This is a genomic window from Amycolatopsis sp. NPDC054798 (genome assembly GCF_053611505.1).
Genome location: NZ_JBSHAM010000059.1, coordinates 1 through 20,678 on the forward strand (window position 1 = coordinate 1; position 20,678 = coordinate 20,678).

17 protein-coding genes and 1 pseudogene are annotated in these 20,678 nt (G+C 68.6%); 5 read left to right on the plus strand and 13 right to left on the minus strand.

The genetic code is table 11. From position 1 onward, the window contains the following. Window positions 1-65 precede the first annotated feature (65 nt). Window positions 66-1,250, minus strand: coding sequence for a glycoside hydrolase family 88/105 protein (locus ACWGIC_RS30175; RefSeq protein WP_452079309.1), 1,185 nt, complete (start codon window positions 1,248-1,250; stop codon window positions 66-68). Between the two features lie 280 nt (window positions 1,251-1,530). Here ACWGIC_RS30175 and ACWGIC_RS30180 point away from each other — a divergent pair. After that, window positions 1,531-2,226, plus strand: a pseudogene (locus ACWGIC_RS30180) (hypothetical protein); the annotation flags it as partial. A 243-nt stretch (window positions 2,227-2,469) separates the two neighbouring features. Here the strand turns inward: ACWGIC_RS30180 and clpB are convergent. From clpB to ACWGIC_RS30200, 4 genes are all read right to left on the minus strand, one after another. Continuing rightward, window positions 2,470-5,064, minus strand: a complete 2,595-nt coding sequence (clpB, locus tag ACWGIC_RS30185) for an ATP-dependent chaperone ClpB (protein ID WP_452079310.1) — start codon at window positions 5,062-5,064, stop codon at window positions 2,470-2,472. 93 nt (window positions 5,065-5,157) lie between these two features. Beyond that, on the minus strand, window positions 5,158-6,345 hold the full coding sequence (locus ACWGIC_RS30190; protein ID WP_452079311.1) for an MFS transporter: 1,188 nt from the start codon (window positions 6,343-6,345) through the stop codon (window positions 5,158-5,160). Between the two features lie 138 nt (window positions 6,346-6,483). Further along, a complete protein-coding gene (locus ACWGIC_RS30195; protein WP_452079349.1) occupies window positions 6,484-8,601 on the minus strand; it encodes an MFS transporter in 2,118 nt (705 codons plus the stop codon). 38 nt (window positions 8,602-8,639) lie between these two features. After that, entirely contained in the window at window positions 8,640-9,125 is a 486-nt protein-coding gene (locus tag ACWGIC_RS30200; RefSeq protein ID WP_452079312.1) for a MarR family winged helix-turn-helix transcriptional regulator, read from the minus strand. Between the two features lie 344 nt (window positions 9,126-9,469). Here ACWGIC_RS30200 and ACWGIC_RS30205 point away from each other — a divergent pair, with 344 nt between their 5' ends. Together ACWGIC_RS30205 and ACWGIC_RS30210 are read left to right on the plus strand one after the other, a co-directional pair. Continuing rightward, the gene (locus tag ACWGIC_RS30205; RefSeq protein ID WP_452079350.1) at window positions 9,470-10,648 is read left to right on the plus strand and encodes a globin domain-containing protein; all 1,179 of its coding nucleotides are present in this window, start codon (window positions 9,470-9,472) and stop codon (window positions 10,646-10,648) included. Window positions 10,649-10,683: 35 nt separating this feature from the next. Continuing rightward, a complete protein-coding gene (locus ACWGIC_RS30210) occupies window positions 10,684-11,376 on the plus strand; it encodes a dienelactone hydrolase family protein (protein ID WP_452079313.1) in 693 nt (230 codons plus the stop codon). 18 nt (window positions 11,377-11,394) lie between these two features. On the opposite strand, the gene ACWGIC_RS30215 is transcribed toward ACWGIC_RS30210, so the two are convergent. Continuing rightward, window positions 11,395-12,327 carry an SDR family oxidoreductase gene (locus ACWGIC_RS30215; RefSeq protein WP_452079314.1) on the minus strand — a complete coding sequence of 311 codons (933 nt, stop codon included), beginning with the start codon at window positions 12,325-12,327 and terminating at the stop codon, window positions 11,395-11,397. A 100-nt stretch (window positions 12,328-12,427) separates the two neighbouring features. Here ACWGIC_RS30215 and ACWGIC_RS30220 point away from each other — a divergent pair, with 100 nt between their 5' ends. Beyond that, a complete protein-coding gene (locus ACWGIC_RS30220; protein WP_452079315.1) occupies window positions 12,428-13,000 on the plus strand; it encodes a TetR family transcriptional regulator in 573 nt (190 codons plus the stop codon). A 40-nt stretch (window positions 13,001-13,040) separates the two neighbouring features. On the opposite strand, the gene ACWGIC_RS30225 is transcribed toward ACWGIC_RS30220, so the two are convergent. From ACWGIC_RS30225 to ACWGIC_RS30255, 7 genes are all read right to left on the minus strand, one after another. Beyond that, on the minus strand, window positions 13,041-13,475 hold the full coding sequence (locus tag ACWGIC_RS30225; RefSeq protein WP_452079316.1) for a heat shock protein transcriptional repressor HspR: 435 nt from the start codon (window positions 13,473-13,475) through the stop codon (window positions 13,041-13,043). Window positions 13,476-13,480: 5 nt separating this feature from the next. Next, window positions 13,481-14,665: a molecular chaperone DnaJ gene (gene dnaJ, locus ACWGIC_RS30230; protein WP_452079317.1), complete on the minus strand. Its 1,185-nt coding sequence runs from the start codon at window positions 14,663-14,665 to the stop codon at window positions 13,481-13,483. A gap of 33 nt (window positions 14,666-14,698) precedes the next feature. Next, on the minus strand, window positions 14,699-15,406 hold the full coding sequence (grpE, locus tag ACWGIC_RS30235) for a nucleotide exchange factor GrpE (protein WP_452079318.1): 708 nt from the start codon (window positions 15,404-15,406) through the stop codon (window positions 14,699-14,701). Next, window positions 15,403-17,268: a molecular chaperone DnaK gene (gene dnaK / locus ACWGIC_RS30240; protein ID WP_452079319.1), complete on the minus strand. Its 1,866-nt coding sequence runs from the start codon at window positions 17,266-17,268 to the stop codon at window positions 15,403-15,405. The genes grpE and dnaK overlap by 4 nt, the downstream gene beginning before the upstream one ends. Window positions 17,269-17,455: 187 nt before the next feature. After that, the gene (locus ACWGIC_RS30245; RefSeq protein WP_452079320.1) at window positions 17,456-18,862 is read right to left on the minus strand and encodes an alpha/beta hydrolase; all 1,407 of its coding nucleotides are present in this window, start codon (window positions 18,860-18,862) and stop codon (window positions 17,456-17,458) included. Then, window positions 18,859-19,077, minus strand: coding sequence for a hypothetical protein (locus tag ACWGIC_RS30250; protein ID WP_452079321.1), 219 nt, complete (start codon window positions 19,075-19,077; stop codon window positions 18,859-18,861). The genes ACWGIC_RS30245 and ACWGIC_RS30250 overlap by 4 nt, the downstream gene beginning before the upstream one ends. A 19-nt stretch (window positions 19,078-19,096) precedes the next feature. Continuing rightward, complete coding sequence (locus tag ACWGIC_RS30255) at window positions 19,097-19,873, minus strand: DUF4097 family beta strand repeat-containing protein (RefSeq protein ID WP_452079322.1); 777 nt, start codon at window positions 19,871-19,873, stop codon at window positions 19,097-19,099. Between the two features lie 162 nt (window positions 19,874-20,035). Here ACWGIC_RS30255 and ACWGIC_RS30260 point away from each other — a divergent pair, with 162 nt between their 5' ends. Continuing rightward, window positions 20,036-20,575: a YbhB/YbcL family Raf kinase inhibitor-like protein gene (locus ACWGIC_RS30260; RefSeq protein WP_452079323.1), complete on the plus strand. Its 540-nt coding sequence runs from the start codon at window positions 20,036-20,038 to the stop codon at window positions 20,573-20,575. Window positions 20,576-20,678 lie beyond the last annotated feature (103 nt).

The window sequence follows — 20,678 nt, forward strand, 5'->3', positions numbered from 1 at the left end:
GCATCTTTCCCGCCTTGACAAGCACCCCCGAACCGTCAGCACACTGGGCTTCGGGGTGCCCCCACTCACCAGGGCGCAATGTCGCCGCCAGGCGACGAGCCCCGAACAAACTGCTCATTCATAATCAAAAACGCCCCCAACCCATGGAAGTCATTAGTCAACCGCTTCCGCCCAAAATAAAACTTCAAATCCCCAACATTAGTCCCCTCACAAATATCAGCGACATTAGTCAACCCATCACCCCCCACAGACACCTTCTGCAACACCCCCGCATACCCCCGCTGCGCCACCGCCGCATAAGCCCCCGGCAAATACCCCCGCTCCACCCCACGCGAAACAGTAAACGCATACATCGAAGACGCAGAAGTCTCCAGCCAGTTCCCAGCCTCCCCACCGCGATCGACCACCTGATACCACCGCCCAGTCCGCGGATCCTGAAACCGGCGATACCCCTCCGCCAGAAACCTCACGATCCCCACCAGCTCAGCCCGCCGAGGATGCCCGACAGGCAACACCTCGAGAATGTCAATCGCCGCCATCCCAAACCAGCCAACCGCCCGGGCCCAATGAAAACTGGAATGCTTCCCCGGCCCACCCGCCCAAGGCTGAGTCCCGCTCTCGTCGTAAGCGTGATAGATCAACCCCGTCGCAGGCTCCTTGAGATGCCCGAAGTAAACAGACAGATTCCGAGCAGCCTCCTCATAACAATAATCCGCATCACCAAAAACCTTGCCGTACAACGCAAGAAACGGCTGCGCCATATACACCCCGTCGCCCCACAACTGATGCTGACGACTGACCGCGTGCCACATCCCCCCGTCACTAGTACGCGGGTAACTCTCGAAACGTTTACGCAGCTGCTCAGCCGCTTTGCGATACTTGGCGCGACCAGTTTCGTTGTACAGCAACGGAAGCATCTGACAAGCACGCATCGAGTCAAGACTGCTGAAGCTGTTGGAGATCCCGTCGTCAGTGATGAATCGGTCGTACCACGCGACGACGTAATCGAGGTACCGGCGTTCCCCAGTGCGCCGATAGAACAGGTACTGCCCGTAGAAGTAGAGCCCAAGCGGATAACTCCACCCGCCGATAGACGCCGGGGTGTAGCGCTTCATCGTGGAGTCGATAACGGCCCGAGACCAATCGCGCACCCCCAACGCGCCCGCGGCCGCGGCCCCGCCCCCAGGCAACGCGAGCGCACCGAGCGCCGCCGCCGTCCCGGTCAGTACCGATCTTCTCGACACAGACATACGGATGTCCTTCCTGCTGTCGGCGGCGGCGGGAAAGGCTGTCGAACGACCTCTACTCGGCCGCGAAGCGGTCCGGCAAGGATCCTGTCCTGGATGTCCGGCCCTATCGCTGGATAGGCGCAGCGACCCCTCCGGTCAGCGGGAACCGGTCCGCAATGGACACCCAACCCGGGCGATTAGCCGATTTGTCGACGCGACCTGGAAGGTTCCGGCCAAACGGGGCGCGCCGACACGGTGCGGTCGGCCGGGTAGGAGGGCTCCGCAGCGATACCCTGACCGCGTGGGTATCTCGGCGTGGATCTGGTTCGTCATCGCCGCCGTCGCGCTGGTGGCTGGGCTTGGCCTGCTCTTCGCGGACCGGGCCAAGGAAGGCTCGCGCAACCGTGAGCGGCAGCGCTGGGCCCAGTTGCGCGGCTGGCAGTTCGTGGAAGAAGACGAACGGCTGCCCCGGCAGTGGTCGGGGGGCGCGATCGGCTACTTCGGCGCGGACGCGGCGGTGAACGTCGTCGCGGGCTCCACCTTCACCTCCGACGGCCGCCGTCCGGTGTTCATCTTCGACATCGAATCCCAGGGCCAGGTGCCCGCGGTGGTGGTGGCCGTGCGCTGCAACAAGACGCACCGGGTGCCGGTCGAGATGTGGCTGTCGAGCGTGCCGTTCCAGCGCGAGAACATGCCGGAGATGCTCGGCCCGATCGGCCAGCGCTACGCCTTCGCCGACGACTCCGAGGGGGCCCGCCAGGTCATCACCCAGGACCTGGTCGACGCGGCCGACCAGCTGGGCGGCGACGTCGGCGTGGCTTGGCTGGAGAACGAGTGGGTGCTGGCGAGCGTCGTGCCGGGCGCCGGGCCGTCGCGGCTCGAGCGACTGCTGCGCGACCTCGGCGAGATCGCCGACATCGTGGACCCGTTCGACGAGGACTACGACTCGAACCGCACCTGGACCCCCTCGGCGGGCACGCCGACCAGCGCTCCGTCGCCGGCGGACACCCAGGCCACGCGTCCGGTCGAGACGTCGGCTCCTTCTCCGGCGGACACCCGGATGACCGAGCGGCAGCCGTCCCCGCCCGCGCCGCGGACACCGCCGCCGGGCGGCGGCGCGACTCCGGTGTCTCGTCCGGGGGAACCGGAGCGCGGGGAAGACGCCTGATCGCTTGAGACGAGAAAGGGCCCCTTGAAGGAATCTGATTCCTTCAAGGGGCCCTTCGCTATCACCAGGACGTCAGACCCGCGACACCTTCAACGTGTCACCGGTCTCCAGCTCCGGCAGGTCCACCCGGACGGTGTCCCCGTCCCGGACCTCACCGGACAGCAGCTGCTTCGCCAGCTGGTCCCCGATCGCCGACTGCACCAGCCGGCGCAGCGGCCGGGCACCGTAGATCGGGTCGAAACCGTTCAACGCCAGCCATTCCCGGGCGCCGTCGGTCACCTCGAGGTGCAGGCGACGCTGGGCGAGCCGCTTGGCGAGCCGGGCGACCTGGATGTCCACAATGGACGTCAGCTGCTCGGTGCCGAGCGCGTGGAACACCACGATGTCGTCCAGCCGGTTCAGGAACTCCGGCTTGAACTGCCGTTGCACGACCTCCATCACCGCGTCGCGACGCTGGCGTTCGTCGAGCGCCGGGTCGGCGATCGCCTGCGATCCGAGGTTCGACGTCAGGATCAGGATGGTGTTGCGGAAGTCCACCGTCCGGCCCTGGCCGTCGGTCAGCCTGCCGTCGTCGAGGACCTGCAGGAGCACGTCGAACACGTCCGGGTGCGCCTTTTCGACCTCGTCCAGCAGCACCACCGTGTACGGGCGGCGCCGGACGGCCTCGGTGAGCTGGCCGCCCTGGTCGTAGCCGACGTAGCCCGGGGGAGCACCGACGAGGCGGGCCACCGAGTGCTTCTCGGAGTACTCGCTCATGTCGATGCGCTGCATCGCGCGCTCGTCGTCGAACAGGAACTCCGCCAGCGCCTTCGCCAGCTCGGTCTTGCCGACGCCGGTCGGGCCGAGGAACAGGAACGAGCCGGTCGGCCGGTCCGGGTCGGCGACTCCGGCCCGCGCCCGCCGCACGGCGTCCGCGACGACCTGGACCGCCTGGTCCTGGCCGATGACGCGGCGGTTCAGCTCCTCCTCCATCCGGAGCAGCTTGCCCGTCTCGCCTTCCAGCAGACGCCCGGCCGGGATGCCGGTCCACGCGCTGACCACGTCGGCGACGTCGTCCGCGCCGACCTCTTCCTTCAGCATGACGTTCTGCTTGCTGGCCTCGTTCGCGGCCATCGCGGCCTCGAACTCCTTCTCCAGCACCGGAATCCGGCCATACCGCAGCTCGGCGGCCTTGCCGAGGTCGCCGTCGCGTTCGGCGCGTTCCGATTCGCCGCGCAGTTGCTCCAGTTGCTCCTTCAGCTCACGGACGGTCTCGATCGAGCCCTTCTCGTTCTGCCACCGGGCGGTCAGCGCGGTCAGTTCCTCGCGCTTCTCGGCCAGTTCGGCACGAAGAGCGGTCAACCGTTCGAGAGAGGCGGCGTCGTCCTCTTTGGACAGTGCCATCTCCTCGATCTCCATGCGCCGCACGGCCCGTTCGACCTCGTCGATCTCCACCGGACGCGAGTCGATCTCCATGCGGATCTTCGACGCGGCCTCGTCGACCAGGTCGATCGCCTTGTCCGGCAAGAAGCGCGCGGTGATGTAGCGGTCCGACAGCGTCGCGGCGGCGACCAGCGCGGCGTCCGTGATCCGGACCCCGTGGTGCACCTCGTACCGCTCCTTCAACCCGCGCAGGATCGCGATGGTGTCCTCCGGCGACGGCTCGCCGACCAGCACCTGCTGGAACCGGCGTTCCAGCGCCGGGTCCTTTTCGATGTGCTGACGGTACTCGTCGAGCGTGGTCGCGCCGACCATCCGCAGCTCGCCGCGGGCGAGCATCGGCTTGATCATGTTGCCCGCGTCCATCGCGCCCTCGCCGGTCGCGCCCGCGCCGACGATGGTGTGCAGCTCGTCGATGAACGTGATGACCTCGCCCGCGGAGTCGGTGATCTCCTTGAGCACCGCCTTCAACCGTTCCTCGAACTCGCCGCGGAACTTCGCGCCGGCCACCATCGACCCGAGGTCGAGTGCGACCACGCGCTTGCCGCGCAACGATTCCGGCACGTCGCCCGCGACGATCCGCTGGGCGAGGCCCTCGACGATCGCCGTCTTGCCGACGCCCGGTTCGCCGATCAGCACCGGGTTGTTCTTGGTGCGCCGGGAGAGCACCTGCACGACGCGGCGGATCTCGGTGTCGCGGCCGATGACCGGGTCGAGTTCACCCGAACGCGCCCGCTCGGTCAGGTCGACGCCGTACTTCTCCAGCGCCTTGAACGTGCTTTCCGGGTCCGCGCTGGTGATCCGCGCCGACCCGCGCACCTTCGCGAACGCCTCGCGCAGCGCGTCCGGCGTGGCACCGTGCCGCTTGAGCAGGTCCGCGACCTGGGCTCCTTCGGTGGCGAGGCCGACGAGCAGGTGTTCGGTCGACACGTACTCGTCGCCGAGTTCGGTGGCGAGCTTCTGCGCCTGCGTGAGCGATTTGACCGCGGGGGTGTCGAACTGCGGGGTCGACACTGTCGCACCGGTCGCCGACGGCAGCGCGTGAATGATCGGCTCGAGCTCCTTGTGCACCGTCTCCGGGTCCGCCCCGACCGCGGTCAGCAGCGGTGCGGTGGTCCCGTCACCCTGCGCCAGCAGGGCGCCCAGCAGATGGGCGGCCGACACGTGCGGGTTGCCGGCCACGGTGGCCGCCTGCGCCGCGGACGAGATCGCCTGCTGGGTCTTCGTGGTCGGGTTGAAAGCGTCCATCCCTCACCTCATGCGTTCGTGGAAATACCTGGTGACCGGCCCGACCAAGGCCCGTCGACAGGTATAACGTCAGCAAAGTTGAGTCTGTTCCGCTCAACTCTGAATTGGTGCCACCGCGGCCGCGGGCAGCCTCGGTCCCAGCCTGCCGAGCCCGAGCGCGGCGAGGCAAGCGCAACCCCCGACCAGCACCCAGGGTAACCAAGCCGCCACGGAAAACAACGACACGATCGCCGGAGCGAGCACCTGAGCCACAGTGAACGCGTATTGGAACGCGGCAAGGTAACGGCCCTTCGCTTCCGGCGGCGCGGCGGCCTCGGCGAGCGCACTGGAGCGCGGGCCGAACACCAGGTCACCGGCGGCGAACACGAGCGTGGCGGCCAGCAGGTAAGGCACCTGCCAGCTTCGCGGCACCAGCAGCACTCCGACACTCGTCAGGCACCACGCGGCGAACAGCGCGGACCCGGCCCGCATCGCGTTGATCCGGCTGAGTCCCCGGGTGAGCCGCAGCGCGATCGTGCCGCCGGCACTGGTCAGGACGGTCAGCAGGAACAGGATGGCGCCGGGCAGCCAGGTCGGCGCGTGCAATCGGTCGAGCACGAACACCGGGGTGCCGATGAGGAAGAAGTCGAGCGAAAGCCCGAACAGCCCGCTCAGCAGGATCAAGGTCAGGTACGGGCGGTTGCGCAGCACCCCGCTGCGGACGCGCACCGCGGGCGCGAACCGGCGGCCGGGGCGGATGAACGCCGCGACGAGGCCGGCCGCCGCCAGAAATGTCAGTACATCCACGATCAGCGCGACGTGGTAGCCGCTGTCGCCGAACCAGGTGAGCAAGGCCGACGACATCAGCCCGCCCAGACCGAATCCGCCCGCGCGCACCATTCCGACTTCGGCGAACGGCCGGTCCTTGGGCACGTCTCCGGCGACTTCGGAGATGAGCGCGAAGAGGCAGCTGTAAAACAATTGTTGCCCGGCACCAAGCAAGATGGCGGCCACCACAACGCCGCTGATGCCCTGCGCGAACAAGTACGCGCTGGTTCCGGCAGCCTGCAACAGTTGCGCCGCAAGAACTCCGGCCCTCGGCCCGGCGCGGTCCACCAGGCGTCCGGCCAGCGGCGGCATGAGAAGCCCTGCCGTGGTGCCCAAAGTGACCGCGGTGCCCGCCTCGACGAGCGGGACTCCGATTACCCGCGTCACGTAAAGCAGTGCGAGGGGAAGAAAAAGTCCGGAACCGAAGTTGTCGATCCCCATAGCCAGCAACATCGCGACCCTGCTTCGCGTCACGGAATTGACGCTACCTCCGGGGAAGGGGGACGAGGCAGGGCCGGGAGGGCGCATCGCATGGCGGCAAATGCCACTCCGAGTAGAGAGCTCGTGAGTGTCTATCGCGGTTCTAACCGCGATAGACACTCACGAGCCCCTTCAGTCGACGCTAAGTGTTCCTTGGTGCCTAACGAACTCTCGCACCCCGGCTTCGCTCAGCTCGACGTCGTGTTGTGCGGCGGCACCATCGCCGACCGTCATCGGTTCCGCGTGTGGCGTGTATCCGTGTGCGGACACCGTGAGCGTGTAGGCGCCCGGTTCGATTCCCGTGAATCGGTACGCGCCGTCGCCGCCCGCGATGTGCGTCGCGGTGACAATGCCCAGTCGGTCTGTCAGCGTCAGCACTGCACCGGCAACGGCGGCGTGCCTGCCGGCCACGCGTACGCGGCCTGAAATGGCGCCCTGGCTGTCCAACAGCAAGTCGTGCCAACGCGCGTTGCCGTTAAGCCGCACGGTCGACACCGCGGGCCGGGTCGAACCAGCTGTCGCGAGAAGGACGTGCTCGCCCACGGTGTTCGCCGACAGCTCGTACGCGCCGGTACGTCCCGTACGGCCGACGTCGACCTGACGCCCAGCCATGTCGGTGAGCGTAAGCACGACACCGGACACTGGCCGACCGGCTGCGTCGAGAACCCGACCGCGCAGCACGGTGGTCATCTCGACCGGAGCTTCGACCACGGCGACGGCCTCGGCCGACACGGCGGACCCAGCCGGGGTCGGGTCCGCGTCGAGGGTCCGGCGCAGCGGCACCTCCTTGATGAACAGCACGGCGAGGAAGGTGACCACGGCGATGCAGCCCGCGACGAAGAACACCGTGCCGGTCGCGTCGCCGAAGGCTCCGCGCACCACCGGCTGCAGCGCCGGCGGGAGCGAGGAGATGGCGAACGTGCCGCCACCGCCGGAAACCGCGCCGCTCGAGTGAATTCCCAGGTGCGACAGGGAGTTCGCGATGTTCGTGGCGACCCGGGCCGACAGCACCGCACCGAGCGCCGACACGCCCGCCGCGCCGCCGAGCGACCGGAAGAAGGTGACGACCGAGGACGACGAACCGATGTCCTTCATCGCGACGGTGTTTTGGACTACCAAAACCAGGTTCTGCATCAGGAAACCGAGTCCGAGGCCGACCAGCGCGAGGTAAACGCCCATCAGGGTCAGGTTCGTCGCGTGGTCCACCGTCGAGAGCAGGAACAGCCCGGCCAGCAGCGAAATCCCGCCCGCGACCATGAACGGCTTGGTGCGCCCGGTGCGGGAGATGACCTGGCCCGCTCCGGTGGAAGCGACGGCCAGCCCGAGCACCATGGGCAGCGTCATCAGGCCGGCGTGCGTCGGCGAGAAACCGCGCGCGATCTGGTAGTACTGCCCGAGGAACACCGAACCGCCGAACATCGCGGTGCCGACCGCCAGCGAGGCGAGCACCGACAGCGTGAAGGTGCGGTTGCGGAAGAGCCGCAGCGGAACCACCGGCTCCGCGACCCGGGATTCGACGAGAACCGCCAGCGCCAGCGAGACAATCGCACCGCCGACGTACGCGACGCTCGACCACGAAACCCACGCGAAGCTGCCGCCCGCCAGCGAAACCCAGATCAGCAGCAGCGCGACGCCGCCGACCAGCAGGGTCGCGCCCAGCCAGTCGATCCGCACCTTGCGCTTGAGCACCGGCAGTTTCAGCGTCCGGCCGAGCACGATGAACGCGACGACGGCCAGCGGCACGCACACCCAGAAACACCAGCGCCAGCCGAGCGGCGAGTCCACGATCAGCCCGCCGATCAACGGGCCGGAGACGGTCGCGACGGCGAACACCGCGCCGGTGTAACCGGTGTAGCGGCCCCGGTCGCGCGGCGCGATCATCGCCGCGATCACGACCTGGATGAGCGCCTGCAGCCCGCCGAGCCCGATGCCTTGCAGCGCGCGGTAGGTGATCAGTTCGGGCATCGACTGCGCGATCCCGCCCAGCGCCGAACCGGCGGTGAAGACGACGATCGCGATTTGGTACAGCAGTTTTTTGCTGAACAGGTCGGAGAGTTTGCCCCAGATCGGCGTCGTCGCGGTCGACGTCAGCAGCGTCGCGGTGACGACCCAGGTGTACTCGCTTTGCGAACCGTGCAGGTCGGCGAGTATCGTCGGCAGCGCGTTGGACACGATGGTCGACGACAGCAACGCCACGAGCAGGGCCAGCAGCAGCCCGGTGAACGCCTTGAGGATCTCCCGGTGCGTCATGGGCTGCCCGGATGCGGTGGTTTCCACTTTTCGCTACTTCACTTTCCCGCGTGTGGGGCGCCGGCGCAGTACCCGGACGGGCCGAGCGTCGCGCGCAAACCTTCGTTCAATTCGGCGAGCTGCGAGGTGAGACCGGAGATCCGGTCCTCGTCCCAGCCGCCCAGTGCTGTCTCGAAGAATTCGAGGTACTGCTTGCGCCACAGTTCGAGCCGGGCGAGCCCGGCCTCGGACACGCTGATCAGCGACGCGCGGCCGTCCTCGGGGGCGGGGCGGCGCTCGATCAGCCCGGCGGCCTGCAACTGGGCGATCTGCCTGCTGATCACCGACAGGTCGACGAGCCTGCGCTTGGCGACCTCGGAGGGGCGGGCCTCGCCGTGTTTGGCGAGGTCGGACAGCAGCATGGCCGAGGCCGGGTGCAGCCCTGGCTCGTTCTGCCACGCCTGCATGATCCACAGGTGCTGGAGCTGGGCGGACGCCTTCAGCTCCCGCAGCAGTTCGAGCCGCACGTCGTCTGCAGGGCTCATTGTTCCTCCCGGGCCGGTGCCCACTTGCTTGTATTCTACAAGTTTAGCTGCCGAAGGTTGCGTAGGACAACTATCTAATCGGTGAGCTGCCCCACGTCCCGACCGGCCGGTAACCCGACCGGAGCAACGATGCGGGCAATCCGCCTCAGTGCGGCTACTCTGCGGACCAGACGCCCCGCGATGCCGACGCGGCGAGCACGTCGTGGACAACGAGGAGCAGGAGTGGCGAATTCCCCCGCGCGGCGGCGCGAGCCGAATCCGACAACCTCGGCCGCCCTGTTCTCGTGACCGTTCCCTCCCAACCCCCCGGCCTCCGGTTCCGACCCATGAACGACGACAGCCCGATGACAGCCGATTCGATCAGCCCGCTCCCGCGCACGTCGGCCGCACCCCGGCAGGCGCCCGCGGCCGTCGTCGCGATGGTGCAGCTCATCCGCGACACCTGGGCCAAATCGGAGCCGTACGCCCCGGAGATCTCGCAGTTCTTCTACGGGATGCTGTTCACCCTCGCGCCCGCCACCCGCGATTTCTTCCCGATCAACATGGAAGTGCAGGGCGGGCGGATCATCCGCGCGCTGGCCCGCGTCGTGCAGATGGTGGACCGGCCGGACGACCTGCTGCCGTTCCTGCGCCAGCTCGGCCGCGACCACCGCAAGTTCGGCGTCGCGCCCAAGCATTACGAGGCCGTCGGCACCGCGCTGCTGGCCGCGTTGAAAAACCACCTCGGCCCGGAGTGGACGCCGGAGGTCGAGCGCGCGTGGGCGGAGGCGTTCACCATCGTCGCGCGCGCGATGCAGGAGGCCGCGGCGGCGGACGAGAACCCGGCGTCGTGGTCGGCCACCGTGATCGAGCACCGGCGGCTCACCTGGGATCTCGCGCTGGTGCGGGTGATCCCGGACCAGCCGGTGCCGTATTCGCCGGGCCAGTACATGAGCGTCGAGGTGCCGCAGCGGCCGCGATTGTGGCGGTATCTGTCGCCGGCGAACGCGCCGCGCGAGGACGGCGGCATCGAATTTCATGTGCGCGCGGTCGACGGCGGCTGGGTGTCGCGGGCGATCGTGAGCCACACGCAGGCGGGCGACGTCTGGCGGCTCGGGCCGCCGCTGGGCCGGATGACCGTCAACCGCGAACAGTCGCGCGGCGTGCTGATGGTCGCGGGCGGCACCGGGGTCGCGCCGCTGCGCGCGATTCTCGACCATCTCGCGCTGTGGGGCGAAAACCCGAAGACCCGGCTGTTCTACGGCGGCCCGACCCGCGAAGATCTCTATGATCTGGAAGAACTTCGCGCACTCGCCGCGACCAACCCGTGGCTCACCATCACCCCGGTCGTCGAACGCGGCGACCATCTGCCGGGCTGCGAACACGGCACGCTCGCCGAGGCGGTGACGCGGTACGGCGCGTGGCCCGACCACGACATCCTGGTGTCCGGCTCTCCGGCGATGATCCGCGCGACGGTGTCGCGGATGCTGGTCGCGGGCAGCGCGCTGGACCAGATCCAGTACGACCCGTTCACCGCGGACTGAGGCGGCTCTCAGCTCGCGTGGCTATCGTCGAGTCCATGGACATCCGGATTCCGGTGGCGGACGGGGAAATCGGCGGCTACCTGGCGGTGCCGTCCGGCGAGGGGCCGTTCCCCGCAGTGGTGCTGATCCACGACGTGTTCGGGCTGAACCAGGACGCGCGCGAAATCACCGACCGGTACGCGACCGCGGGCTATCTCGCGCTGAGCCCCGACCTGTACTCGCGCGGCGGCATGATCCGGTGCGTGAAGCGGACTTTTCAGGAGATGCTCGCCCGCGAAGGCCGGGCGTTCGCGGACATCGAGGCGGCGCGGGTGCTCGTCTCCGGCCGGGACGACGCGACCGGCAAGGTCGGCGTCGTCGGTTTCTGCATGGGCGGCGGGTTCGCTTTGGTAGCCGCCTCGCGGGACTTCGACGCTTCCGCCCCGTACTACGGCGCACTGCCGAAGGATCTGTCCGTTTTGGACGGTGCGTGTCCGATCGTCGGCAGCTTCGGCCGCAAGGACATTTCCCTGCGCGGTGCCGCGGCCAAGCTCGACGCCGCGCTCACCGAGCGCGGGATTCCGCACGACGTCAAGGAATATCCGGATGCTGGGCACGGTTTCGCGAACCACTACCGGCCAGCTCCGCTGACTGTGCTCGCGAAGGTCGCCGGGATGGGCTATCACGGGCCGTCGGATTCGGATGCTTGGCGGCGAGTTATGGCGTTCTTTGAGGAGCATCTGAAGTAGTCAGCCGAGCGTGCTCAACTAGCGCCACACCTTCTCGGCGCGGTCGCTCGCTTCCGGCGTGAAATAGTCGCCGGTCTCCAGATCCTCCAGCAGCGTCGCGTGGTGCGGCGTCCAGCCCAGGAGTTCCTGGGTGTGCACACTGGAAGCGGGCACGTCGAGCGAGAAGAACCTTGCCAGGAAGGGGTTCCCGAGGTGTTCGGCGGCTTCTTCGAGAGTCAGAGACGCCGTCGGGATGCCAAGCAGCTGCGCGATCTTCTCCGCGACGCTCTTGATCGCGACGGTTTCCCCGACCCCGTGCAGAACACTCCCGGCAGACGCTTTTTCCAGCGCCAGACGGAAAAGCACCGCCGCGTCAGCGCGATGGACCGCTGGCCAACGGTTCGTGCCGTCGCCGATGTACGCCGAAACCCCGGCCCGGCGCGCGCCCGCGATGAGCGCCGGAATGAAGCCGTGGTCGCGCGGCCCGTGGACGGTCGGCGAGAGCCGTACGACGCTCGCTCGGACACCTCGGTCGGCGAAACCGAGACAGGTCTGCTCGCCGGGGATGCGGAAGTAGGCCACGGAACCGGGATCCGCCGGGTCGAGTTCAGTGCTGAGCTGACCGGCCTTCATCACCAGTGTCCCGGACGTGCTGACGAACGGTTTGCCAGTGCCGACCAGCGCCTGGCCCAGCGCGTCGATCGCCTCGCAGTCGCGGCGGATGAGGTCGTCCGGGTCGGCGTAGCTGCCGCCCTGCGCCATGTGCAGCACACCGTCGGCGGCTTCGGCGCCGCGGTGAAGGCTGTCGAGATCTTCGAGAGAACCCTGGTGCGGCGTCGCGCCCAGCGACTCCAGCCGCGCGGCGGCGGCGTCCGAACGAGCCAACCCGGTGACTGTGTGCCCGGCACGGATCAGCTCGGAAACGACGGCGGGACCGGTCTGGCCGGATCCACCGGTGACGAAGACATGCATGAGAGGCTCCTTAGCGTCAGTCACTGACTCTACGCGTAGCGACAGTGACTGACGCAATGTGGTGTCAGTCACTGCCGCAAAAGCCGGGTAGGCTCACGGCGTGCCACGGAGCGGAGCAGAAGCGCGCAGCCGCCTCAAACAGGCGGCGCTGGAGCTGTACCGGGAAAACGGGTTCGACAAGACGACCACCGCGGAGATCGCGGCCCGGGCAGGCGTCACCGAGCGCACCTTCTTCCGGCACTTCCCGGACAAGCGCGAGGTGCTTTTCGACGGCGAGGCAGACCTGCGCGAGGACCTGACGAAATCAGTCGCCGAAGCACCGGAAGGCCTCGCACCGCTGGAAATCCTGCTGCGCGCCTTCCGGAAGGCCGGGCGGATCATGGAGCGCAACCTCCCGTTCGCCGAACCCCGCCGCGACCTGATCGCCGCGACTCCGGCTCTGCGCGAACGCAACCTGGCCAAGGCCGCGACGCTCGCCGAAGCGCTCGCGGAAGCGTTGCGGGAGCGAGGGGTCGAGGAGCGGCTGGCGCGGCTGGCCGCTCATACGGGGTGGGCGACGTTTCACCACGCCACGCAAGCGTGGATCAGCGATCCGTCGCGGAGCCTGGACGACTATCTGACCGAGGCGTTCGCGGATCTGCACACGCTCGCCGAAGTCCACTCAGGACAGTAAACGGCCCTCCCGCACCAGGCAGGAGGGCCGTAGGAAAAGCTCAGCGGCGCTTGGGTTTCCAGACCACCAGCGCGGTGTTCTGCCGCAGCGGCACCAAATCCTTGCGATAAGACGCGTGCACCGCGGCGGCGGCTTGTTCGGCGGCCGCGTAGGCACCGGCGAGTTCTTCGGTCAGCTCGCGCACCCGGGACTGCAGCGCGTCGACCTGGTTCTCCAGTTCGATGATGCGCTTGATGCCGGACAGGTTGACGCCGTCCTCCTGCGAGAGGCGCTGGACCTCGCGCAGCAGGGCGATGTCGCGCAGCGAGTAGCGGCGTCCGCCGCCGGCGGTGCGGCCTGGCGAGACCAGGCCGTGCCGGTCGTAGGAGCGCAGCGTCTGCGCGTGCAGCCCGGACAGCTGGGCCGCCACCGAAATCACGAACACCGGGGTGTCCTCGTCCGCACCGTGCGGGAGTCCCGGATTACCGCCGAACATCACCCTCACCTGCCTTCGAGCAACTCGGTGATCTCAGGGCGCGGGTCGTGGCCCTTCATCGCCTCGGCGTAGGCCTCGAGTGCCGACCGCGCCGCGTCGTCGAGTTTCGCCGGGACCGCCGCTTCCAGCGTGACCAGCAGGTCGCCCTGTGCGCCGTCCCGCTTCTGAATGCCCTTTCCGCGCACTCGCAACACTCGTCCGCTCGCGGTACCCGCGGGCACCTTCAGCGACACCTTGCCTTCGAGCGTCGGCACCGTGATGGTGGTGCCCAGAGCGAGTTCGGTGAAGTCGACCGGCACGGTGAGCGTGAGGTTGAGTTCCTTGCGCCCGAACAGCTTGTGCGGGGCGACGTGGACGCGCACGTACAGATCGCCCGCCTGCGCGCCGCCGCGGCCGGGTTCGCCCTGTCCGGCCAGCCGGATCCGCTGGTCGTCCTTCACGCCCGGCGGGATGCGCACGGTGAGCGTGCGGGTGCGGGTGCTGATGCCCTCGCCGCCGCACTCCGGGCACGGGTCGTCGATGATCTTGCCCCGGCCGCGGCAATCCTGGCACGGCTCGGAGAACGCGAACGCGCCCTGGCTGCGGCTGACCAGCCCGGACCCGCTGCAGGTCGGGCAGACCCGCGGCGAGGTGCCCGGCTTCGCGCCGTTGCCGCCGCAGCTGCCGCACGTGGCCGGGCTCGACAACCGCAACGGCAGCGTCGCGCCCTTGACCGACTCGAGGAAATCGATCCGCACGTCGGTCTCGACGTCCGCGCCGCGCTGCGGCCGGTTCGCCGTCGCTCCAGCGGCACCGCCCCTGCCGCGGCCGAAAATGCCGCCAAGGATGTCGCCGAGTCCGCCGAAACCGCCCTGCTGACCCTGCGCGCCGGCCTGGTTGAACAGGTCGCTCATGTCGAACCCGCCGGCACCGCCGCCGCCGGGGAAGCCGCCGAAGCCGCCCGCACCGCCGGAGCCGAAGAGCGTGCGCGCCTCGTCGTACTCCTTGCGCTTAGCCGGATCGGACAGCACGCCGTACGCCTCGGACACAGCCTTGAACTTGTTCTCGGCCGCGGTGTTGCCCGCGTTGGCGTCCGGGTGGTTTTCCTTGGCCAGCTTGCGGTAGGCCTTCTTGATCTCGTCCGCGGTCGCGTCGGAGGAGACACCCAGCTCTTTGTAGAAGTCCTTGCCGATCCACTCCCGAGCACTCATCGGGTGTCTCCTCCTTTCGCTGCAAACCGATTGTTACTGCTGGCCGGACTCATCGACCGAACCGTCGAGCGGCAGTTCGCCGCCGACCGGCGGATCGACCGGCTGCTCCGCGGGAGCTTCGCCGGGCTCGTGGTCGGTCACGCCGACCAGCGCCGCCCGCAGCACCCGCTCGCCGAAGCGGTAACCGCGGCGCATGACGAGGGTGACCGTCGGGCCCTTCACGTCCGGGGACGTGCTGTGCTGCACGGCCTCGTGGACGCTCGGGTCGAACTCCTCGCCCTCGGTGCCGAACGCTTCCAGGCCGGCCCGTTCCAAGCTGCTGACCAGCTTGTCGGCCACCGATTTGAACGCGCCGGTGAGGTCGCCGTGCTGCTCCGCGCGCTGGAGGTCGTCCAGCAGCGGCAGCAGATCGCCGACCACGGACGCCTTCGCGCCCTGCACCACGGCCTCGCGGTCGCGGTCGACCCGCTTGCGGTAGTTCGCGTACTCCGCCTGCAGACGCTGCAAGTCGGCAGTTCGCTCGGACAGTTGCTTCTCGATATCCGAGGCAGCCGGAACGGCTTCGTCCACGGAATCGCCCAGCGAGGGGCCCGCGTGCTGCACGGGCTCCTCACCGGCCGGAGTTTCCTCCGCGGCGGGCGGGCGGACCTCACCGGTCTGCGGGTCCACCCGTCGCCGATCCCGCACGACTACCGGTTCCTCGGGGCCAGTGCCCTCGGTCTCGGAGTGGCGGGGGGTCACTTCTTCTCGTCCTCTTCCACGATCTCGGCGTCGACCACGTCGTCCGCCTTCGACTTCGAAGCGCCGCCCGCGGCACCGGCCGCGCCCTCAGCGCCCGGGGCGCCTTCGGCACCGGCCGCGCCGGCGTTGGCGTACAGCGCGCTGCCCATCTCCTGCGAAGCGGTGTTCAGCTTCTCGATGGACTCGCGGATCTTGGCCGAGTCGGTGCCCTTGAGCGCCTCGTTCGCCTCGTCGATCGCGGACTTCACCTTGCCCTTGAGGTCCTCGGGCAGCTTGTCCTCGTTGTCCTTGACGAACTTCTCGGTCTGGTAGACCAGCGTCTCCGCCTGGTTGCGGGTCTCCGCTTCCTCGCGGCGCTTCTTGTCCTCTTCCGCGTGCGCCTCGGCGTCCTTGACCATGCGCTCGATGTCGTCCTTCGGCAGCGCGGAGCCGCCGGTGATCGTCATCGACTGTTCCTTGTTCGTGCCGAGGTCCTTCGCGGTCACGTGCACGATGCCGTTGGCGTCGATGTCGAAGGTGACCTCGATCTGCGGCACGCCGCGCGGGGCCGGCGGGAGACCGGTCAGCTCGAACATGCCGAGCTTCTTGTTCGCCGCGGCGATTTCACGCTCGCCCTGGAACACCTGGATCTGCACCGACGGCTGGTTGTCGTCCGCCGTCGAGAAGATCTCGGACCGCTTGGTCGGGATCGTGGTGTTGCGCTCGATCAGCTTGGTGAAGACGCCGCCCTTGGTCTCGATGCCCAGCGACAGCGGGGTCACGTCGAGCAGCAGGACGTCCTTGACCTCGCCCTTGAGCACGCCGGCCTGCAGCGCCGCGCCGACCGCGACGACCTCGTCCGGGTTCACGCCCTTGTTCGGCTCGCGGCCGCCGGTCAGCTCCTTGACCAGCTCGGACACCGCCGGCATGCGGGTGGAACCGCCGACGAGGACCACGTGGTCGATGTCGCCGACCGCGATGCCCGCGTCCCGGATGACGTTGTTGAACGGCTGACGGGTGCGCTCCAGCAGGTCCGAGGTGATCTTCTGGAACTCGGCGCGCGACAGCGTCTCGTCGAGGAACAGCGGGTTCTTGTCCGCGTCCACCGTGATGTAGGGCAGGTTGATGCTGGCGGAGTTGGAGCTGGACAGCTCGATCTTCGCCTTCTCGGCCGCCTCGCGGATGCGCTGCAGCGCCATCTTGTCCTTGGTCAGGTCAATGCCGTTGGTGGCCTTGAACTTGTCGACCAGCCAGGTGACGATGCGCTCGTCCCAGTCGTCGCCGCCGAGGTGGTTGTCACCCGAGGTGGCGCGCACCTCCACGACGCCCTCGCCGATCTCCAGCAGCGAGACGTCGAACGTGCCGCCGCCGAGGTCGAAGACCAGGATGGTCTGTTCCTTCTCGCCCTTGTCCAGGCCGTAGGCCAGCGCGGCCGCGGTCGGCTCGTTCACGATCCGGAGCACGTTCAGGCCGGCGATCTGGCCCGCTTCCTTGGTGGCCTGCCGCTGCGCGTCCTCGAAGTACGCCGGGACGGTGATCACCGCGTCGGTGATCTCCTCACCGAGGTACGCCTCCGCGTCGCGCTTGAGCTTCATCAGCACGCGCGCGCTGATCTCCTGCGGCGTGTAGGCCTTGCCGTCGATCTCGGTCTTCCAGTCGGTGCCGATGTGCCGCTTCACGGACCGGATCGTGCGGTCGACGTTCGTGACGGCCTGGTTCTTCGCCGGCTGGCCGGTGAGCACTTCGCCGTTCTTGGCGAAGGCGACGATGGACGGGGTGGTACGGGAGCCTTCCGAGTTGGCGATGACCGTCGGCTCGCCGCCCTCAAGGACGGCGACGACCGAGTTGGTCGTGCCGAGGTCGATGCCGACCGCTCGCGCCATGGTGCTTCCTCTCGTGTTCTGGACTAGGTAGCTGCTATGTTCGTGACCTGCGGTTTCGAGGCACTCTTGAGTACCTTCTTAGCAGGTTATCCCGGTCTCGCGCTCGGCCTGGTCCGCCAGACTTGAGCCGACTGCACTCAACCTTGATATCAGGATAACGGGCAACCGGCCGTACTTGTTCCCGGGTTCACCCGCAGAATTCGCCCCGCGGTGGTGTGACGCCACTCACCAGATACCTGGCCTCGGCGCGCTGCACGCACTGCGAGTTGAGCAGTCCCGTGTGGCCGTCGCCGAGGTACGTGAGCAGCACCGATCCGTCGATGCTCGCGGCGAGCCCGTGCGCCCACGGCAACGGCGTCGCCGGGTCGTGCGCGCCGCCGACGACGAGGATCGGCGGGGCTCCGTGCACCGGATGCGGCTGCGGCGGGTTCAACGCGGGAAGCGGCCAGCCCGTGCAGCCTGCGGACAGATCCCAGTACTCGCTGTAGCGCCAGCTGTGCGGGGCGACCACGCGGAGCGTCCTGGCCGCCGCGCGCAGGTCCGCCGGGCCGGTGAACGGCGACGGGAAGTCCTGGCAGCCGATCGAGCGGTACGCGCCGTAGGTGTCGTTCGCGAACGACGAGTTGGTCGCGAGCGCACTCGCGTCCGGGTCCGCCAGCGCGCGGCTCAGGACCGGCCACTCGACCGGAAGATAGAGGTGGCCGTACGCGCCGGAAGTCAGTTCCTCGCCGGTTGCCTTGCGGCCCAACGCTTTCGCGTACGCGCCATGGGTGACGAGGTCGTCGTAGCGGGCGAGCACGTTCTTGCCGTGCAGCGCGCAGTCGGTCGAGCGGTCGCACCACGCGGCGAACCGCAGCAAGGCGTCCTCGGTCGCGGCGGCTTCCTCGACCATCGCCTGGCGCAGGGGACGAGCGTGGTCGACCGCGCCGTCGAGCACCATGGTCCGCACGCGGTCCGGATGCTTCGACGCGTACACCGCGCCCAGTTCGGTGCCGTACGAGACGCCGAGCCAGGAGATCTTCTGCTCGCCGAGCGCACTGCGGATCCCGTCGATGTCCTCGGCGGCGCTTTGGGTGTCGACGTGCCCGAGCATCGGACCGGTCTTGGCGAGACAGTCCTCGCCCGCCGCGCGGTTGTGCGCGACGAAGGCGTCGTACTGCTGGTTCGTGCTCGGGAAGAGGCCCATCTTCGGGTCGTACAGCTTCGCCTGGTCACAGCTGATCTTCGGATCGCTGAACCACACCCCGCGCGGGTCGAAGCCGATGATGTCGAAGCGGTCCCGCAACGGCTTCCGCGCCGAGCCGATGATCTTGGTGTCGAGTCCGCCGAAGCGCACGAAGCCGACCCCGGATCCGCCCGGCCCGCCCGGATTGACCAGCAGCGAACCGATCCGGTGCTGCTGGTCGGTTGCGGGCAGCCGGGTGAGCGCGATGTGCGCCGTTCCCGTCTCCGGGTGGGCGCGATCGATCGGCACCTCGATCTGACTGCATTGCGCGGTCGGTTCCTGTTCGGTCCCGCACGGCGTCCAGGTCAACGCCGGCGTCGGTGCGCTGACCAGCGGAAGCAGGGTCAGCACGGCAGCGGCCAGGTTCATGCCCGGCGCACCTGCACAGCCCGGTCCTCCGCCGCGGTGCGGAGCACGATGGTCTCCGCGTTCCGGACAACCCCCTGCTGCACCGGAACCTCCACCACCGCGACCGGCGTCGTGGCCTGCGGCTCGGGCGAGTGACTGAACGCGGCGGTGATCGCGAACGCCCCCACCGCGCCCGCCAGCACCGCGGCCAGCAGCCGCGTTTCGATCTTGCGCATGATGTGTCTGCTCTCCCCTTCAGGCGGCCTTGACGGTGACGCTGCCGCTGTCCGTGTTGACCTCGAGCGTCTTCGCGTCCGGACCTGAGTTCTGCGGAATGTCGATGCTGCGGTGGCCGCTCTCGCTGTTGCCGGTGACCTGGTAGGACCCGCTGCGCGGAACGGTCAGCTCGACGCGGCCGGAGTCGGCCTGCGCCTTGATGTTGCTGGGCTGCGTCAGCGCGAGTTCGATCCGCCCGCTGCCCGCGGAGACGTCGACCGGCCCGCGCACGCCGTCGCCCTCGATCCGGCCGGACTGGCTGTGCACCCACACCTCGCCGACGTTGTGCAGTTCCGTCCCGCCGCTGTCCAGCTGCAGCTTGACCCGCCCGGGCACGTCCCGGATCTGCGCACGCCCGGAATCGGCGGTGACGTCGACGCTGCCGACGCCCGCGAAGTCCAGCGTGCCGGAGTCGGAACTGCCGGTGACCGGGATTCCGGCCGGGACGATCAGCTCCAGGTCCGCGGTGCAGTTGCGGCCGCAGTCGACGATGACGAGCTGGTCGCCCTCGACGCGGTAGGCGTCGCCGGGCTCGCCGCTGAAGTGGTAGCGCAGGGTCTGATGCACCCGGGTCGCGCCGGCCGCCGTGCGGATGCGCACGTCGCCGGAGCCGTTCTCCAGTTTCACCCCGCGGATCTCCTGCGCCAGCGTCGCGTCCCGCGACACCGTGGACCCGAACCCCCACCCGCCGAATCCGATCGCCACCCCAACGCCGATCACCGCGATGCCGGCCAGTGCCAGAAGCGGGCGTGCCATGTCTGTTCCCCTCAGTACCACTCTCGGCTGTCTCGAGAGACGTTAGAAGGTGCGGGCCCCCGGGGACATCCGGTAAACCCCCCGAAACATCCCTGAGGCGGCGCGGCCGGGGCCAGGGTCCTAACCTGGCGGCCGGAGAGCCCCGTTGATCAGGAGGAACCCATGCCCCAGCCGCCCAATCCGTACGACTACCTGCCGTCGGTTCCCTGGTTCGCCCTGCACAGCACGGACATCGCCGACGGCGAAACCCTGGCCCAGCCGCACCTGTCGGGCATCTTCGGAGCCGGCGGCGAGGACCGGTCGCCGCAGCTGTCATGGGAGGGCTTCCCGGAAGGCACCCGCAGCTTCGCGGTGACCGTGTACGACCCGGACGCCCCGACGGCCAGCGGTTTCTGGCACTGGGCGGTGTTCAACATCCCGGCTTCGGTGACTTCGCTGGAGGCCGGCGCGGGGGACGCCGCGGGGTCGGGACTGCCCGAGGGCGCGGTCACGCTCAAGGGTGACGGCGGGGTTCGGCAGTACCTGGGGGCGGCGCCGCCTCCCGGACACGGGCCGCACCGGTACTTCTTCGTGGTGCACGCGCTGGACGTGGAGACGCTGGACGTCCCGGAGGACGCTACGCCTGCGTTCCTGGGCTTCAACATGTTCGGGCACACGTTGGGCCGGGCGAGGTTAATCCCGGTTTACGAGAACAAGGGCTGAAGTTTTCGATGGGGGAGCCGAGGGGGGCGGGGTGGGCGCAGGCACCCCCCCCCCCCCGAGGGGGTGGGGGGGGGCCGCCCGCCCCCAAAAGCCAGGGGAGGGA